Below are 15,224 nucleotides of genomic sequence, written 5' to 3' on the forward strand. Positions count from 1 at the left end.
GTTCTCCCGCACCCGCTTACGGCAACGCCGCGCGCACGCCCGGCGCGGTGCCGGTGACGACCGGACACGATGACGGCAATGCCTGGTCGAACAGTACGGCCAGCCCGCAGGCGGACGTGAACATGCCGAGATTGTCGTGCCCGACGCCCGGTACTTCGACGACCTGCTGGGCGAGATCGGCCGGGTGCCGCTTCTTCAGGTAGTCGAAATACGCGAGCCCGCGCGCGAGACGGTACGGGCCTTGCGCCATGGCCGCGCACGAACGGTCGATGAAATGCGTGTACGGGTTCGTGTCGGCCTGGCCGAGCAGGTACACGACACGACGTGCGACGTAGCGCGCTTCGAGCGCGCGCACGTCCTGCGATGCGACATAGGGCGGCGCCGACTGCAACCCGTATTTCCATTGCGTCGCGCTCGGGCAGGTTCCGCCTGCGATCGCCTGGCCGTCCGGCCGTGCGTCGTCGAAATACAGGTAGCTCGACGGGTTCGCGACCACATAGCGCACGGCGATGCCGGCGCGCTCCAGCGCATCGCATTCGTGCCCGGCCACCGCATAGCGCTGCAGCAACTGCGCGCCGGCGGAATGGCCGATCACGACCACGCTCGACAACGCGGGATACAGGCTGCGGTCGGCGAAATGCGCGAGCAATGCGTCGAGCGCGGTGAACGAACTGACCGGCTCCGGCTGACGGGCCGCGTCGCCGCCCTTCCATCCTTCCTGCGTCCACGCGAGCGTCTGCGCGGGCAACGAAAACGCGCGCGTATCGGCACGCGTCAGGAACTGCGGCGCGACGACCATCGTGCCCTTGCCAATCGCACCGGCTTGCTCGACGACCTTGAGCCCCGACGCGTAATACGCGTCGGCATTGCGCAGCGTGCCGTGAATCACGACGAAGACGCGTGTGACATCGGGCGCGGCCTGGTCGAGCGGACGATCCGCATAGACGGGCAGCACCGCGCTGCCCTGCGGCGTATCGACGGCCACGCGCTGGCCGGCGACGGCCTTGACCGGCGCATCGAGGCGTTCGCGCTGCGTGGCGGCTTCGGCCGGACGCGCGCCGCCCGGCACGCCGAGCACCGCACCGGCGGCCGCGAGCGAAATGGCGTATGACAGCGTTCGGGCGGCCGGCAGCACGCGCGCGAACCGGAGGCTGGCGAAGGCGACGGAAATGAGTGACATGGCGATGGACCGGTGGCGGGTATGACTTCAACGGCGATGGTCGCAGAATCCGTCGCGCGCTGCCGGACTGTTGCCGAAAGCGGTTCAGCCGGCCGGGATCGCGGCGCGGTCGCGCGTCAACCCGATGCTTCGGACGGATCGCGCTGCATCCGCTGCACGATCGCGTCCAGTTCGCCGATATGCGTGGCCACCGCCTGCTTGCCCGCGCGTGCCCATCCGTCGAACGACGTCATCCCGCTCACCGCGCCGACGAACCCCACGCCGGCACGCTCGGCCGCTTGCGCGTCCACCGCGTGGTCGCCCACGTAGATTGCCGAGCGGGCCGGCACGCCCAGCCGCGCCAGCGCCAGCACGAGCCCTTCGGGATCGGGCTTGTGACGCTGCACGTCTTCCCCGCCGATCAGCACGTCGACGAGCGCTTGCAATTCGTTCAGCGCAAGGATCGCCTCGATCCGGTAGCGAAACTTCGACGATACGATCGCGACCGCGAGGCCCTGCTCGCGCAGACGCGCGAGCAGCGATGGCACCTCGGGATAGATGCGCGTGCCGTGCACCATGATCTCGTCGGCCCGCGCCACGAAGTGACGTGCGAACGCGTCAGCCCGCGCCGGCTCGGTTTCCCCCGTGAGCGAGCAAAACATCTCGTGCAGCGGCAGCCCGATCACGGCACTGATCTGCGCCGGCGTCGCGCCGGCGGCATCCAGCCGATGCAACGCGTACTCCGTGCACGCGATGATCGCGGCGGACGAATCCGCCAGCGTCAAATCGAAATCGAAAAGGACGGCCCGAACAGACATGAAAGGACTCCGCAAAATATTGGCTCGTGTGCGACGCGCGAACCGGCATGACATGGCGATGCAAACCCGCGCGTCGATCGATCAGCGCTCCTGACCGGATTGTTCGCGATCGGCCGCGTCGAACCCGTCGGGGTCGCGCTTTGCCCATTGTTTTGCCCACCCCAGCAATGGCTGCAACGCCGCCTCGAGCCGCCGGCCTTCGGCGGTCATGCAGTAGCCGCCCTCGCCATGCTCGACGAGGCCCGACGCCTTGAGCTCCGCCAGCCGCGTGTTGAGCAGGCGTGCGTTCGTTTCGCAGGCTTCCTGCAACGCACGGAAGGTGAGCGGCTCGCCGCGCAGCTCCCACAGGATGCGCAGCGTGGTGCGCCGCCCGAGCAGATCCAGCACGACCATGATGGGTCGTCCCGTCTTCGATCCGCGAACGCGTTGTCCGATTTTGGGTGTCGTCATGCTGTACTTTTTAAAGCAAACGCCGCGTGACGTCAACGTATCGATGCAATGTCGGACGCATGCGGCATCGCATGATGCCGATGTTTTCTTCCTTCCTCATGCTTTACTTTTTAAAGCACGCCACCTACGCTACCTGCTCAGCCATCGGCGAATGCGAGCGTTCACACGCACCCGCCACGAGCACGAAGGAGTTCACATGACTCAGCGTATCGCATGCGCAGTGCCGCCGTTCGCCCCCGACATCGCCGCGTCGATCGACCGGATCATGCGGGGCCGCCCGCCGTTGCGCCTCTTCACCACGCTGGCGCGGGACACTCGCCTGTTCACGAAGTTCTTCGCCGCCGGGCTGCTGGACCAAGGCCACCTCGACATCCGGCAACGCGAGATCGTCATCGACCGCACGACGGCGCTGTGCCGCTCCGAATACGAATGGGGGGTGCATGTTTCCGTGTTTTCGCCGGCCGCGGGGCTGACCAGCGAACAGATTCGCTCGCTGGCCCGCGGCTCGGCCGACGACGCATGCTGGAGCGATGCGGACCGGTTGCTGATCCGGCTGTGCGACACGCTGCATCGGCACTGCGACATCGACGACGAGCTGTGGCACGCGCTGCGCCCGCATTTCAGCGACGAGGCGCTGCTCGAACTGCTGATGCTCGCGGGCTTCTACCGGACCGTCAGCTACCTCACGAACGGGCTGCGCCTGCCGCCGGAAGCCGGCGCCGCGCGATTTCCCGCATGAGCCGTGAACCGGCAGCGCGACGGCGACGCGCGCGTCACGATTCGCCGCGCCGCGCGCGCGTCTTCTCGAGCCGCCAGTGCATGATCTCGTCCGCGCCGGGCCCCGCCTCCACGCGCAGGTCCGGCAGGTCGATCGGGCTACCCGTCTCGACATCGACCAACGCCAGCCGCACCGCATGCCCCGAGCGCGCCTCCATGAAACGGAGCGGCGGCGCCTTCGATTCCGCCTGCCCCCACGCATCGCCGACCTGCGCGAGCGCCATCAGCACGATGCCGATGTCGCGGCCGCGCGGCGTCAGATGGTATTCGTACCGGTCGGGGCGCGACTGATACAGCCGGCGCTCGATCAGCCCCCTGCCTTCGAGCGCCTTCAGCCGATCCGACAGCGTCGCATGGGTCACGCCCGTGGACTGGCGCAGATCGTCGTAACGCGCCAGCCCGAACGCCAGATCGCGCACGATCAGCGTGCTCCATCGATCGCCGAGCGCATCGAGCACGCTGGCGATCGAGCAGGTCATGCCGTCAAAACTCTTGGATTTCATCGTAAATCACCTTTCCTGACTTCGATGCGCAGCCCACGCCGGGGCGCGCACGGCGGTAATCGTATCGTATCCGGCAACGCTTGACGGCGTGTCGCCCTCGACTTACTCTGATAATAAGAGTTATGAGAAACCTTGTCAGTCCAACCCTTTGGAGGTTCGAACATGAAGCAAGAAGATCGAGGCGTAATCGTCGTAACCGGTGCGTCGTCGGGGATCGGCGCGGTCTATGCGGATCGTCTCGCCGCTCGCGGATACGACCTGATCCTGGTTGCGCGCCGGCGCGAACGGCTCACGGCGCTCGCCGACCGGCTCCGGTCCGCATACGGCTGCGATGCGCAGGCCGTCGCCGCCGACCTGTCGAGCCACGACGGCGTCGCGCACGTCGAGGCGCTGATCGACGGCACCGCCGACTTCGCCGGCATCGTCAATGCCGCCGGCCTCGGCGCACTGGGCCTGTCGGTATCGGTCGACCCGGCCGCCGTCGACACGATGATCCGGGTCAACGTGCTCGCGCTGACCCGGCTCTCGCTCGCGGCCGCGCGCCGCTGCAGTGCGGCCGGACGCGGCATGATCGTGAACATCGGTTCGATCGTCACGCTGATGCCCGTGCCCGGTGCGGGCGGATACAGCGGCTCGAAAGCATACGTGCTCAACTTCACGCGCTCGCTGCACGCCGAGCTTGCGCCGCGCGGCGTCGCGGTCCAGGCCGTGATGCCGGGGCCGGTGCGCACGGCGTTTTTCGGCAACGCGGCCGCGCCGTTCCCGGATTCGCTGTTCATGACGCCGGAAACGCTCGTCGACACCGCGCTGCATGCACTGGATCACGAGGAATCGGTGTGCTTTCCGACGCTCCACGATCTCGGCGCATGGCAGCAGTTCGACGGCGCGCGCGGCACCCTCCTTCATGCCGTCACGCGGGATGGCCAGCCCGCCGCGCGCTACAGCGCAATCTGACACGACACCTGCTTGCTCTCACGAACCGGGGAACACACATGCCGCTCTGGAACATCTACCATCCCGAACACGCCTATTCCGATACCGACAAACTGGAGATCGCCGAGCGCATCGTCGGCCTCTACGACGGATTTCTGCCGCGCTTCTACGTGAACGTGCTGTTCCAGCCGCTGCCGCCCGCGTCGTTCCTGATCGGCGGCAAGCCGACCGACGACTTCGTGCGGATCCGGGTCGACCACATCGCGCGACAGATCGAGGATCCCGCCGAACAGGCGCGGTTCATGCAGCATGTCGGCCGGCGCCTGACGCCGTTCATCGGCGAGCGTGGCCTGCGCTGGGAAATCCATATCGGCGAAACGCCGTTCGGACTGTGGACGATCGAGGGGCTGCGCCCGCCGCGGCCGGGCACGCCGGCCGATCTCAAGTGGCGCACGGAGAACCGGCCGTCGCCGTACTGAAAGACGCTGCCTCCCGGGGTCTGTCGTCCGACTCAAGCGCCCCCCCGGGGGGCATCACCACCGCATCCCCACGATTCGCGACTCGCGAATGGAGGCACTGCCGTGATCACCGAAATCGTCTTCTTCAAGCTGCGACCCGACGTCGACCTGCCCACGCTGCGAGATCGCTATGAAGCGACCGCCGTGAAGTGGGCGCTGAACCCGGACCTGCTGCACAAGTGGTACTTCTACGACGCGGCCACGCACGAAGGCGGCGGCGTGTACGTGTGGCGCACGCGCGAAGCCGCCGCGCGCTGGCACGGCGACGAATACAAGGCGATGGTCGAGCGCGTGTACGGCTTTCCGCCCGTGATTCGCATGCTCGACACGATCGCACATGTCGATGCGACGCAGGGGCGGTACGAGATCGTCGGCAAGCCTCCGGTCACTGCGGCACCGGGCAAGCGGTAGCCGACGCAATTCAGGCTGGCGACAAGCCCGTCGCCGGCTGCGCGCGGCCCCTCGCTACAACGCCGCTTCCTTGAGCAACCAGTCGCGAAAGGCCACGAGTTTCGCCAGGCCGGAACACTCGTTGCGATACACGATGTAATAGGCCAACGGCGAAGCGAACGTGATTTCCGGGAAGAGACGCACCAGACGCCCGGTCGCCAGATCGTCACGCGCCATGACGCTCCGCGCGAGCGCGACGCCGTGCCCGTCGATGGCAGCCTGCAGAACCGCCGCGGAATTGTTGATCTGCATCCCGCGCCCGGTAGCGGCATCCGCCACGCCGGCCCTGTGCAGCCACGTATCCCAGGCGGGAAAGCCCGTCCGGCTATCCATCGACAGGTCGTGGATCAAGGTCTCCCGGGCCAGATCGGCCGGCTTTTGCAGACGCGGACGCCCGCGCAGCAGCCCGGGCGAGCACACGGGATAGACATCTTCGTCCATGAGTTTGTCCGCGACGAGCCCTGGCCATGTGCCCGTCCCGTAGCGCACGCCGATATCGATCTGCTGGGTCACGAAATCCACCGGCTTGAGGTTGGTATCCAGGCGCACGTCCGTATCGGGCCACGCGTTCTGGAAGCGCTCGATCCGGGGCAACAGCCACTTGGCCGCAAAGGCCGGGCTGACCGCGACGGTGAGTACCCCGCTCGTGGATCCCTCCTTGAGCCGCTCGAGACCGACCGTCAGCCTGTCGAAGCCTGCCCGAATATCCGGCAGCGCGCGCTCGGCCGCCTCGGTCGGCACGAGTCGCAGACGCCCGCTGGCGCCGCGATGGAACAGCGGCGTGCCCAGCCATTCCTCCAGCGCGCGGACGAGTTGGCCAACCGCCGCAGGCGTCACATGAAGCTCGGCCGCGGCTGCCGAAAAGCTCCGATGACGGGCGCTGGCCTCGAATGCACGCAACGCATTCAGGTGAACGGGCGACTTCATCGTGACAAAGATTTTCTTTCAATGAAGAACACTTTATCTCGTTTGCCGATGAAAGTGAATCGGCGAAAAATTCACGACATGCCCGTTGCTGGCGCCAAGCAGCGTTGAACGGGCCTGCAACATGGCCCATCCGGGTCCAATCCCATCCATAGCTTTTCTTCTAAACGGAATTCACCATGAGCAATCCATTCAACGGCAGGAAGCTGCTGGTCGTCGGCGGGACCAGTGGCATGGGGCTGCAAACGGCCCGCCTGGTGCTCGCCGAAGGCGGTAGCGCGGTCATCGTCGGCCATCGGGCCGACAAGGCCGAGGCGGCGCAGCGGGAATTGGCCGCGCTGGGCCCGGTCGCGGTACTGACGGCGGACCTGTCCAGCGACGACGGCCTCGCAGCGCTGCTCCAGACCCTCGACGCGCACCATCCGGACATCGACCTGCTGGTCAACGCCGCGGGCGTGTTCTTCCCGAAGCCGTTCCTCGAGCATCGCGACGCAGACTACGACCAGTACATGAAGCTGAACAAGGCGTTCTTCTTCATTACGCAGAAAGTCGCCGCCAATCTGGTCGCCAGCGACCGCCCGGGCGCGATCGTCAATATCGGCTCGATGTGGGCGAAACAGGCGATCGCCGCGACGCCGTCGTCGGCGTACTCGATGGCAAAGGCGGGCCTGCACTCGCTGACGCAGCATCTGGCCATGGAACTGGCCCCGAAGCACATTCGCGTCAACGCGGTGTCGCCGGCAGTCGTCCAGACGCCGATCTACGAAGGCTTCATCCCGAAGGCTGACGTGCACGACGCGTTGCAGGGCTTCAACAGCTTCCACCCGATCGGCCGGGTCGGCACGCCGCAAGACGTGGCGGAAGTCGTTGCGTTCCTGCTGTCGGACAAGGCGAGCTGGGTCACCGGCGCGATCTGGGACGTGGACGGCGGCGTAATGGCCGGCCGCAATTGATGGACCGCAGGCAGCAGCACGACATGCCCGCCTGCCCCGTTCGAACCGGATCGTCGAACCATGACGGATCGATGGCCGGAACCCCGCTGCACCTTCCCGCTCGATGAGGAGAAACGACATGGTTTATTTGCAGATCACGCTCAGGATTGCCGACGCCAACCGCGCTGCCGCAGCCGAGATCTACAGGCGCTACAAGACGCCATTCCTCGACACCGTCGCCGGTGCGCAATCGAAGGAACTGCTCGTGCGCGATGAAGACGTGCAGGTGCTGCACGGCTTCGACAGCACGGAGCACGCGAACGCCTACCTGCAAAGCGAGCTGTTCACCGCCGACGTGGTGGCCGGCCTCCAACCGCTGCTGGATGCCGCGCCCGACGTGCGCATCTACCAGGTCGCCTAGTCACACGGCCGGGCGCCCTCTCGCACGCGCCCCTTATTTATCAGGAAACCTTAACATGATGAACGACTGGAACGCCTACCGTGCTTCCCTGCTGGAGCGCGTCGGCGACTATGCGAAACAGAGCCCCGACGTGGTGCGCGGCCTGACGGCGATCGACAGTGCCGCCGCGAAAACGGGCCATCTGGATCCCAAGATCCACGAGCTGATCGCGCTGGCCGTGGCCGTGACCACCCGCTGCGACGGCTGCATTTCCGTGCACACCCAAAAGGCAGTCGAGCACGGCGCCACGCTGGGGGAAATCGCCGAAGCGCTGGGCGTCGCGATCGCGCTGAATGCGGGGGCTGCGCTGACCTACTCGGCGCGCGTCATCGAAGCCCACGCGCAACTGTCCAGCCAGTAATTCGCATCGAGGCCGGCCGCCGATTCCCCGTCGGCCGGCCGCGCGCTCATCCAGCCCAGGAACACCACCCATGCTCGTCAACGCAGATTTCTCGCGGCGCGTCGTCGTCGCGCCTCACCAGTATCGATGGGTGGCCTCCCCGCAGGCCGGCGTCGAGCGCGTGATGCTGGATCGGCTGGGTGGCGAGCAGGCGCGCGCCACCAGTATCGTCCGGTATGCGCCCGCTTCGTGCTTCCCGCCCCACCGGCATCCCGAGGGCGAAGAGATTCTTGTGCTGTCCGGCACCTTCTCGGAAGACGGCGTGCATTATCCGGCAGGCTGGTATCTGCGCAATCCGCCCGGCTCCAGCCACCGCCCGTCCAGCCGCGAGGGCGCCCTCCTCTTCGTCAAGCTGCGGCAGATGCGCGCCGGCGAGCGGCAGCGGGTACGCGTCGACACCAACGACCCGGCGGCCTGGCACCGGCGCGACGGTCGCGACATCTGCCCGTTGTTCGCGAACGATGTCGAACAGGTTTGCCTGCAACGGCTGGCGCCGCGTGAAGCACTGTTCTCCGCGCCGACAGACAGCGCCGAAGTGCTCGTCCTGGCCGGAAAGGTCGAGGACGAGGGCCGGCCTCACGGGCATGGCAGCTGGATGCGCCTGCCGAAGAGCGCCTATCCGGAGATCGTCGCCGGGGCCGGCGGGGCCACCGTCTATCTCAAGACCTGCCGCCCGGCCAGCATCACGGTGGATGCCTAGCCATGCAGACAGCACGCATCGCCATCGTCGGCGCGGGCCTGAGCGGCCTGTACGCGGCCGTTCTGCTGGAGCAGCGAGGCATCAGGGACTACGTGCTGCTCGAGGCACGCGATGTCCCGGGTGGTCGCATCGCCTCCGTTTCTCGGCACACGGCCGCCGGCACTGCGGTTGCGACGAACGACATCGATCGCTTCGATCTGGGCCCGACGTGGTTCTGGCCACACCTCCAGCCCCAGTTGGACCGACTGATCCACGATCTCGGCCTGCAGCGCTTCGAGCAATACGAAGCGGGCGACATGATGATCGAACGCTCGCCAGATGCGCCGCCCGTCCGCATGCAGGGGTACGCCAGTACGCCGGCGTCGATGCGCGTGGCAGGCGGCATGAGCGCGCTGATCGATGCGCTGCGCGGCCGCCTGGACGCGCGCCGTGTCGTCACCGGTCAGATCGTGCGGCGCATCCGCATCGTCGACGCCCACGTGGAACTGGAAAGCGAAAGCGTCGCCGCTGGCGTCACGACCTGGCGCGTCGAACACGTGCTGCTGGCCATCTCGCCGCGACTGGCGGAGGAGCGCATCGCATTCTTCCCGCCATTGCCGACGGCACTGGCCCGGCAATGGCGCGACACGAGCACCTGGATGGCGCCGCATGCCAAGTACGTCGCCATCTACGACACGCCGTTCTGGCGCGAACAGGGACTGTCTGGCGAAGCTCGAAGCGCACGCGGGCCATTGGGCGAGATCCACGACGCGTCCATGCCGGGCGGCAGCGCCGCACTGTTCGGCTTCTTCGGCATCCCCGCGCACGTTCGCAAGAACGTGCGCGACGACGTGCTGCGCGCACATTGCCGCGCACAGCTGGTGCGCCTGTTCGGTGCGAAGGCGGCGACGCCCGAAGCCGAGGTCATCAAGGATTGGGCGCAGGACGCCTTCACGGCCACCGCCGCCGATCTCGACGACAACGGCCACCACGCGCAAGCCCCTGCCGCCGCCGCGTCGTCCGGCCCCTGGCACCGACGCCTGACCGGCATCGCGAGCGAATGGTCACGATCGTTTCCGGGCTATGTCGCCGGCGCGATCGAAGCGGCGCACGCGGGTGTGCAGGCCTTGCCTGCATCGGGCGAATGACGATGCATCGCTGCAGCACATCAGGTTCCATTCACGACTCTGGAGAAACCCTCATGAAAAGTCATTACCGGGCCATGCAGGTCACCCGCCCCGGCGTTCTCGAACTGGTGGAGCGCAAGACGCCCACGCCGGCAGCCGGCGAGGTACTGATTGCGGTCGAGGCTTGCGGGATATGCGGTGCGGACGCCGCCGACATCGAACGCGCCGACCCGGCCTTGCAACCGCCACGCGTTCCGGGTCACGAGATCGTGGGACGGATCGCCGCGCTCGGAGCCGGTGTGCCGTCGCGCTGGCAGATCGGGCAGCGCGTCGGGGTGGGCCGTCTTGGCGGCTACTGCAACGAATGCGCCCAATGTCGCCAGGGACACTTTCAGCTTTGCCGCAACCAGCCGGTCGTCGGCGCAACCTGCGATGGCGGTTACGCCGAGATGATGCTCGCCCGCAGCACGGCGCTCGTCTCGATCCCCGACGAACTCGGCGCGGCCGAAGCCGCCCCGCTGCTCTGCGCCGGGATCGCGACCTTCAACGCGCTCAAGAAGTGCGGTGCCGAAGCGGGCGATGTCGTGGCCATTCTCGGCGTCGGCGGCCTCGGGCACATGGCGTTGCAGTATGCGCGCCACATGGGATTCAAGGTCGTCGCCATCGGCCGTCGCGGCGAGGTCGCCGCGGATGCGCTCGCGTTGGGCGCACACGTCTACATCGATACCAACCAGGAGCATGCCGCCACCCGGCTGCAAAGCATGGGCGGCGCGCGCGCCATCCTGACCACCATCGGCAATGCCGACGCGGTATCCGGTTTGCTGGACGGCCTCGCCCCTGCCGGCCGGCTCGTCGTGCTCGGTGTGACCCGGGACCCGCTGTCCGTCTCGTCCGGCCAGTTGGTCGTCGGCGAGCGGACGATACAGGGGTCGATCACCGGCTCACCGTACGAGAGCGAGAAAGCGCTCGATTTCAGTGTGCTCACGGGGATCCGCCCGATGATGGAAGTCATGCCGCTGGCGCAGGCCAACGAGGCCTATCGAAGAATGAAATCAGGCGACGTCAGATTCCGCATGGTGCTCACGATGAACCATGAGCCTTCGGATGAAACAAGCGATGGCCCGCGGCAGGAACAGGCATGGCACACCCAGGACAGGTGACGATTCCGGCGTCGCATTTCGGCATGGTGCTGGGCCTCGCCGGCCTCGGGCAGGCCTGGCGCGCCGCCACGCGGCTGTGGGCACTGCCGCCGCTCGTGGGCGAAACGATTCTGGCGGTGGCGGGCCTGACCTGGGCCGTCCTGATCGCCGGCTATGCGTGGCAAGCCGTGCGTCGCTTCGAGCAGGTGCAGGCCGAATGCCTGCATCCCGTGCAGGGCGGCACGCCTGCATTGGTGTCGGCGGCCACTTCGCTCGTTGCGATGGCAGTCCAGCCGTATTCGATGACCCTCGCGTGGATGCTAGCCATCGTCAGCATCGCGTGGCACCTGGGGTTCAGCCTGTGGCACACGGGCACGCTCTGGCAAGGCGGGCGGAATGCGCAGGACACGTTGCCGACCGTGTATCTGCCGACCGTCGCAGGCAACTTCACCAGCGCGGCCGTACTCGGCTCGTTGGGTCACCCGGACTGGGGGTGGCTGTTTCTGGGTGCAGGCCTGTTCTCCTGGGTGGCGCTCGAGTCGCTGGTCATACAGCGGCTGTGGCACCCGACGACGCTGCCGGCACCGCAACGCCCGTTGATCGGCATCCAGCTCGCACCGCCGACCGTGTGCGCGATGGCCTGGCTGACCTTGTCACCCGGCAGCGCAGATCACTGGATTCTCATGCTGTGGGGCTACGGCCTCTTTCAGTTGCTGCTTGGCCTGCGGCTCGCCGCGTGGCTGCGCGCGCAACCGTTCGTCCCTGCGTACTGGGCCTATACGTTCGGCGTCGACGCTGCATCGGTGACCAGCCTGAAACTGGCCCATGCGGGTGTGGGATCGGCCCGGGCATTGGCGCTACCCGTCTTCATCGGCGCCAACCTGTTGATCGGATATCTCGTTCTACGCACGGCCAGCCTTTTCATCGGGAATCTTGCAACGCGGCAAGCGCATGCGTCGACTCGAGAATCCCCGATCGATCCGGCCGCGGATGCCGAATACGCGCGCCGAGTCGAGCGCTCTTGACCGGGTGGCGATGCATCGACTGATCGCCATTCACGTCGAAGTTCCTTGCGCTTGTCCATTCCTCGATACAGGTTGACGACCGATCGACATACAACAAGCCCGCTCGGCGATAAATTTCCTGTTCGATTATTCCGTTGGTTTTCCTGAACGAGGAGAAGTCTCGCATGTTCATCGGCTTTATTCCGGTGCTGTTCGCGTTCGCCGCGGCGCTGGCATCGCTTCGCAACCTGGCCGCCGCGCGGCTCCTGTGGTCGACGAGCGCATTACTGGTCGTCGTGTGGACCGTTCATCACGGCAGCCATCACATGAAGGATCTGATGACGCTGGGGTCGTGGTAATGAAGCTCACACCACGCCACCTCGACGGACTCGATACCGCCGCGCTGCTCGGCATCGCCGTCACGCTGCTCGCCGCCTTCTACTTCCAGTTGGCAATGGGCGAGCTCCCGTGCGCATTCTGCAATCTGATCCGGGTAGGCTTCATGCTCTTCGGCAGCGGCCTGCTGCTGAATCTGCGGTTCGGCGCCCAGGCCTGGAACTATCTTCTCAGCGCCTTCGGCGCACTGATCGGCAGCCTGATCAGCCTCCTGTTCATGTTCGCGAAGGCGCCCGCCTATACGGTCCCGACGGGCTCGGCGATTCTGGGCCTGCACATGTACACGTGGACGTACCTGATCTTCACCGCCGCGATCCTCTATTGCGTGCTGATGCTGTGCCTGCACGCGCAGGCACGCGCGACCTCGGCCGCGGATCCGTCGCAGCGTCCGCGCCCGGCCATTCGCTCGTTCGCCATGGTGCTGTTCATCGCGCTGGTGGGCGCCAATCTCGTCTCGGCATTCCTGCAGAACGGCTTCCATTCGTTCAAGGCCGGCGGACAAAAGCACTACGAGATGCTCTACGACGGCGACGTCATGAAACCCTGACACCGGCCAGGGCCAGGCGCCCGTGCCGCGTGACGGTCGGGCGCCGCCCCTGGCGACGGTATCGCAACGCACATTCCACTGGAGGTGAAGATGTCAAACGTGAGAGTCGTCCCGTGGCAGGACGGAGAGCCGGCCCCCGAAACGTTGCTGGCCGCGATGCGCGCGCGTCGTCCGGGCGGCGAACTGATCGGCATCGACCGTGTCCTGCTCAGGAGCGAGCCGCTGGCGGCGGGATGGAACGAACTGCTGCGCCGGGTGCGCGCCGATTTCAGCCTGCCGCTCGTGCTCCGTGAACTGATCATGCTGCGCGTGGCCGTGCTCAACGGCGCGGATTTCGAGTGGCACGTTCATTACCCGGCCTATCTGGCGGCAGGCGGCACGCGCGCGCAGAGCGAAGCCTTGAGGGCTGCCGAGGTAGACAGCCGGCTGTTCGGTGACGCGGAACGCGCGCTGATTCGTCTGACCGATCAATCGACGCGACAGGTGCGTGTCGATGCCGATGTGATCGCCGAACTGACGTTGCATTTCGGCGAAACGCAGACGATAGAAGCCGTGGCCACAGCGGCCGCCTACAACATGGTTTCGCGCTTTCTCGTGGCACTGGGAATCTGAAGCGTGCCGCGAACCGGCATCCATGAGCCGGGCTCACTGCTCCATGAGGAGATACCATTGTTCGTCGAAATTTCGCGCTGCTACTCTATTCGCCATACGTGGTCACGCCGCCGGCGTGCCGTTTTTATCGTGAATGGAAGGGAACGTGAAGTCTCATTCTGAATTGGCTGCCGGCGGGGGCGCGGCAGATACGCCCGCCTCGATCTTCGACGAAGTCATCGATCGCAGATCATCGAACTCGCTGAAATGGGCGTTCGGCGCCACGCTGCTGTCACCCGACGAGCATGCTGCCGATCCGCTGCCGATGTGGGTCGCCGACATGGATTTTCGCGCACCGCGCCCGGTCATCGATGCACTGCACGATGCGGTCGAATACGGTGTCTTCGGCTATTCGTGCGGCGCGACCGCAAGCTACGTCAGTGCCGTCGTCGACTGGCAGGCGCGCCGCTTCGGTTGGGAAGTCGATCGCTCCTGGGTGATGCAGGCAAGCGGCATCATTACGGCGTTGAAGACGGCGATCCAGGCCTTCTCGTCACCCGGCGATACGGTCCTGATTCAGCCGCCCGTCTATGCGCATTTCCATGATGATGTCCTGCTGAACGGGCGGCACCTCGTGTTCGCACCGCTCGAGCGCGCCGGCACCGCCTATCGTTTCGACGAGCGCGCGTTCGAGGCGGCGATACGCGACAACACGCGGCTCTTTATCCTCAGCAATCCGCACAATCCGACCGGCAATGTCTGGAGCGAAGGTGAGCTGCGGGCGATGGGTGAAATCTGCGCACGGCGCGGCGTGATCGTCATCTCCGACGAGATCCACCAGGACCTGATCCTCAATCCGGCCAGGAAGCACATCCCCTTCGCGTCGCTCGGCGCATCGTTCGCGCGCAACAGCATCACCTGCACCGCGCCGAGCAAGACCTTCAACCTGCCCGGACTGCAGAGCGCGAACCTGTTCGTGCCGGATCCGCGCCTGCGCGACTCACTGCGGCGCCAGTTCGACCGCAACATGTACCAGTCGGTCAACACGCTCGGCATGGTGGCCGCCGAAGCCGCCTATACCCATGGCGAGTCGTGGCTCGAAGCGCTGCTGACCTATCTGCGCGGCAATCACGCCCATTTCCGCGACGCGATCCACGGCATCACGTCGCGCATCGAGGTCTTGCCGGCCGATTCGCTCTATCTGGCCTGGATGGATTGCCGCGGACTCGGCATGGACCCCGACGTCCTCAATCGCTTCATGCTGACCCAGGCGCGGCTCTGGCTCGACAAGGGGCAGAAATTCGGCATCGAAGGGCACGGCTACATGCGCGCGAACCTCGGATGCCCGCGCGTGCTGATCGACGAGGCGGTCGAGCGGCTGAGCCTGGCACTGGCCGCGCTCTGACTTCCGCGATGC

Annotated in this window: 20 protein-coding genes; 15 read left to right on the top strand and 5 right to left on the bottom strand. The window is 66.3% G+C overall.

Going from position 1 to position 15,224, the window contains the following annotated elements; all coding sequences use genetic code 11:
* Positions 1-16: 16 nt before the first annotated feature.
* The 3 genes from G3N61_RS09050 to G3N61_RS09060 form a co-directional block, all read right to left on the bottom strand.
* Positions 17-1,180 (bottom strand): alpha/beta hydrolase, encoded by a 1,164-nt coding sequence (locus G3N61_RS09050; RefSeq protein ID WP_205822233.1) that lies wholly within the window; start codon positions 1,178-1,180, stop codon positions 17-19.
* 116 nt (positions 1,181-1,296) lie between these two features.
* On the bottom strand, positions 1,297-1,977 hold the full coding sequence (locus G3N61_RS09055) for an HAD-IA family hydrolase (protein WP_205822234.1): 681 nt from the start codon (positions 1,975-1,977) through the stop codon (positions 1,297-1,299).
* 81 nt (positions 1,978-2,058) lie between these two features.
* The gene (locus G3N61_RS09060; RefSeq protein WP_231937848.1) at positions 2,059-2,370 is read right to left on the bottom strand and encodes a winged helix-turn-helix transcriptional regulator; all 312 of its coding nucleotides are present in this window, start codon (positions 2,368-2,370) and stop codon (positions 2,059-2,061) included.
* Here G3N61_RS09060 and G3N61_RS09065 point away from each other — a divergent pair.
* Positions 2,369-3,166, top strand: coding sequence for a carboxymuconolactone decarboxylase family protein (locus G3N61_RS09065; RefSeq protein ID WP_241017654.1), 798 nt, complete (start codon positions 2,369-2,371; stop codon positions 3,164-3,166). The genes G3N61_RS09060 and G3N61_RS09065 overlap by 2 nt on opposite strands.
* Positions 3,167-3,200: 34 nt before the next feature.
* On the opposite strand, the gene G3N61_RS09070 is transcribed toward G3N61_RS09065, so the two are convergent.
* Positions 3,201-3,707, bottom strand: coding sequence for a helix-turn-helix domain-containing protein (locus G3N61_RS09070; RefSeq protein ID WP_043179746.1), 507 nt, complete (start codon positions 3,705-3,707; stop codon positions 3,201-3,203).
* Positions 3,708-3,869: 162 nt separating this feature from the next.
* Here G3N61_RS09070 and G3N61_RS09075 point away from each other — a divergent pair, with 162 nt between their 5' ends.
* From G3N61_RS09075 to G3N61_RS09085, 3 genes are all read left to right on the top strand, one after another.
* On the top strand, positions 3,870-4,661 hold the full coding sequence (locus G3N61_RS09075) for an SDR family oxidoreductase (protein ID WP_205822235.1): 792 nt from the start codon (positions 3,870-3,872) through the stop codon (positions 4,659-4,661).
* A 38-nt stretch (positions 4,662-4,699) separates the two neighbouring features.
* The gene (locus G3N61_RS09080; protein WP_043179749.1) at positions 4,700-5,119 is read left to right on the top strand and encodes a tautomerase family protein; all 420 of its coding nucleotides are present in this window, start codon (positions 4,700-4,702) and stop codon (positions 5,117-5,119) included.
* A gap of 102 nt (positions 5,120-5,221) precedes the next feature.
* Positions 5,222-5,569, top strand: a complete 348-nt coding sequence (locus G3N61_RS09085) for a hypothetical protein (RefSeq protein ID WP_205822236.1) — start codon at positions 5,222-5,224, stop codon at positions 5,567-5,569.
* Positions 5,570-5,623: 54 nt separating this feature from the next.
* Here the strand turns inward: G3N61_RS09085 and gcvA are convergent, their stop codons facing one another.
* On the bottom strand, positions 5,624-6,535 hold the full coding sequence (gene gcvA / locus G3N61_RS09090) for a transcriptional regulator GcvA (RefSeq protein WP_043179752.1): 912 nt from the start codon (positions 6,533-6,535) through the stop codon (positions 5,624-5,626).
* Between the two features lie 176 nt (positions 6,536-6,711).
* Between gcvA and G3N61_RS09095 the strand changes: the two genes are divergently transcribed.
* From G3N61_RS09095 to G3N61_RS09145, 11 genes are all read left to right on the top strand, one after another.
* Positions 6,712-7,485 carry an SDR family oxidoreductase gene (locus tag G3N61_RS09095; RefSeq protein ID WP_205822237.1) on the top strand — a complete coding sequence of 258 codons (774 nt, stop codon included), beginning with the start codon at positions 6,712-6,714 and terminating at the stop codon, positions 7,483-7,485.
* A 118-nt stretch (positions 7,486-7,603) separates the two neighbouring features.
* Entirely contained in the window at positions 7,604-7,885 is a 282-nt protein-coding gene (locus tag G3N61_RS09100; protein WP_043179755.1) for a hypothetical protein, read from the top strand.
* Between the two features lie 55 nt (positions 7,886-7,940).
* Positions 7,941-8,285, top strand: a complete 345-nt coding sequence (locus tag G3N61_RS09105; RefSeq protein WP_043179756.1) for a carboxymuconolactone decarboxylase family protein — start codon at positions 7,941-7,943, stop codon at positions 8,283-8,285.
* A 70-nt stretch (positions 8,286-8,355) separates the two neighbouring features.
* Positions 8,356-9,024, top strand: a complete 669-nt coding sequence (locus G3N61_RS09110) for a cupin domain-containing protein (RefSeq protein ID WP_043179758.1) — start codon at positions 8,356-8,358, stop codon at positions 9,022-9,024.
* A gap of 2 nt (positions 9,025-9,026) precedes the next feature.
* Positions 9,027-10,151: an FAD-dependent oxidoreductase gene (locus G3N61_RS09115; protein WP_205822238.1), complete on the top strand. Its 1,125-nt coding sequence runs from the start codon at positions 9,027-9,029 to the stop codon at positions 10,149-10,151.
* Positions 10,152-10,204: 53 nt separating this feature from the next.
* Positions 10,205-11,290: an alcohol dehydrogenase gene (locus G3N61_RS09120; protein ID WP_205822239.1), complete on the top strand. Its 1,086-nt coding sequence runs from the start codon at positions 10,205-10,207 to the stop codon at positions 11,288-11,290.
* Positions 11,287-12,294, top strand: coding sequence for a dicarboxylate transporter/tellurite-resistance protein TehA (tehA, locus tag G3N61_RS09125; RefSeq protein ID WP_346778562.1), 1,008 nt, complete (start codon positions 11,287-11,289; stop codon positions 12,292-12,294). Before G3N61_RS09120 ends, tehA begins: the two co-directional genes overlap by 4 nt.
* Before the next feature lie 164 nt (positions 12,295-12,458).
* Positions 12,459-12,632, top strand: a complete 174-nt coding sequence (locus G3N61_RS09130) for a hypothetical protein (protein WP_155291816.1) — start codon at positions 12,459-12,461, stop codon at positions 12,630-12,632.
* Positions 12,632-13,216 (top strand): disulfide bond formation protein B, encoded by a 585-nt coding sequence (locus tag G3N61_RS09135; protein WP_089452345.1) that lies wholly within the window; start codon positions 12,632-12,634, stop codon positions 13,214-13,216. Before G3N61_RS09130 ends, G3N61_RS09135 begins: the two co-directional genes overlap by 1 nt.
* A 144-nt stretch (positions 13,217-13,360) precedes the next feature.
* Entirely contained in the window at positions 13,361-13,828 is a 468-nt protein-coding gene (locus G3N61_RS09140; protein WP_241017655.1) for a carboxymuconolactone decarboxylase family protein, read from the top strand.
* A 133-nt stretch (positions 13,829-13,961) separates the two neighbouring features.
* Positions 13,962-15,212 (top strand): MalY/PatB family protein, encoded by a 1,251-nt coding sequence (locus G3N61_RS09145; RefSeq protein WP_089452344.1) that lies wholly within the window; start codon positions 13,962-13,964, stop codon positions 15,210-15,212.
* Positions 15,213-15,224 lie beyond the last annotated feature (12 nt).

This window comes from Burkholderia sp. Ac-20349 (genome assembly GCF_017104865.1).
Lineage (GTDB): Bacteria > Pseudomonadota > Gammaproteobacteria > Burkholderiales > Burkholderiaceae > Burkholderia > Burkholderia aenigmatica.

Bases quoted from the DNA above. Each gene is read 5' to 3' on its own strand.
- G3N61_RS09100 (WP_043179755.1), top strand. From the start codon at position 7,604: ATGGTTTATTTGCAGATCACGCTCAGGATTGCCGACGCCAACCGCGCT.
- G3N61_RS09105 (WP_043179756.1), top strand. From the start codon at position 7,941: ATGATGAACGACTGGAACGCCTACCGTGCTTCCCTGCTGGAGCGCGTC.
- G3N61_RS09050 (WP_205822233.1), bottom strand. From the start codon at position 1,180: ATGTCACTCATTTCCGTCGCCTTCGCCAGCCTCCGGTTCGCGCGCGTG.
- G3N61_RS09095 (WP_205822237.1), top strand. From the start codon at position 6,712: ATGAGCAATCCATTCAACGGCAGGAAGCTGCTGGTCGTCGGCGGGACC.
- G3N61_RS09130 (WP_155291816.1), top strand. From the start codon at position 12,459: ATGTTCATCGGCTTTATTCCGGTGCTGTTCGCGTTCGCCGCGGCGCTG.
- G3N61_RS09070 (WP_043179746.1), bottom strand. From the start codon at position 3,707: ATGAAATCCAAGAGTTTTGACGGCATGACCTGCTCGATCGCCAGCGTG.
- G3N61_RS09065 (WP_241017654.1), top strand. From the start codon at position 2,369: ATGATGGGTCGTCCCGTCTTCGATCCGCGAACGCGTTGTCCGATTTTG.
- G3N61_RS09120 (WP_205822239.1), top strand. From the start codon at position 10,205: ATGAAAAGTCATTACCGGGCCATGCAGGTCACCCGCCCCGGCGTTCTC.
- G3N61_RS09080 (WP_043179749.1), top strand. From the start codon at position 4,700: ATGCCGCTCTGGAACATCTACCATCCCGAACACGCCTATTCCGATACC.
- G3N61_RS09075 (WP_205822235.1), top strand. From the start codon at position 3,870: ATGAAGCAAGAAGATCGAGGCGTAATCGTCGTAACCGGTGCGTCGTCG.
- G3N61_RS09060 (WP_231937848.1), bottom strand. From the start codon at position 2,370: ATGGTCGTGCTGGATCTGCTCGGGCGGCGCACCACGCTGCGCATCCTG.
- gcvA (WP_043179752.1), bottom strand. From the start codon at position 6,535: ATGAAGTCGCCCGTTCACCTGAATGCGTTGCGTGCATTCGAGGCCAGC.
- G3N61_RS09145 (WP_089452344.1), top strand. From the start codon at position 13,962: ATGGAAGGGAACGTGAAGTCTCATTCTGAATTGGCTGCCGGCGGGGGC.
- G3N61_RS09135 (WP_089452345.1), top strand. From the start codon at position 12,632: ATGAAGCTCACACCACGCCACCTCGACGGACTCGATACCGCCGCGCTG.
- G3N61_RS09055 (WP_205822234.1), bottom strand. From the start codon at position 1,977: ATGTCTGTTCGGGCCGTCCTTTTCGATTTCGATTTGACGCTGGCGGAT.
- G3N61_RS09110 (WP_043179758.1), top strand. From the start codon at position 8,356: ATGCTCGTCAACGCAGATTTCTCGCGGCGCGTCGTCGTCGCGCCTCAC.
- G3N61_RS09115 (WP_205822238.1), top strand. From the start codon at position 9,027: ATGCAGACAGCACGCATCGCCATCGTCGGCGCGGGCCTGAGCGGCCTG.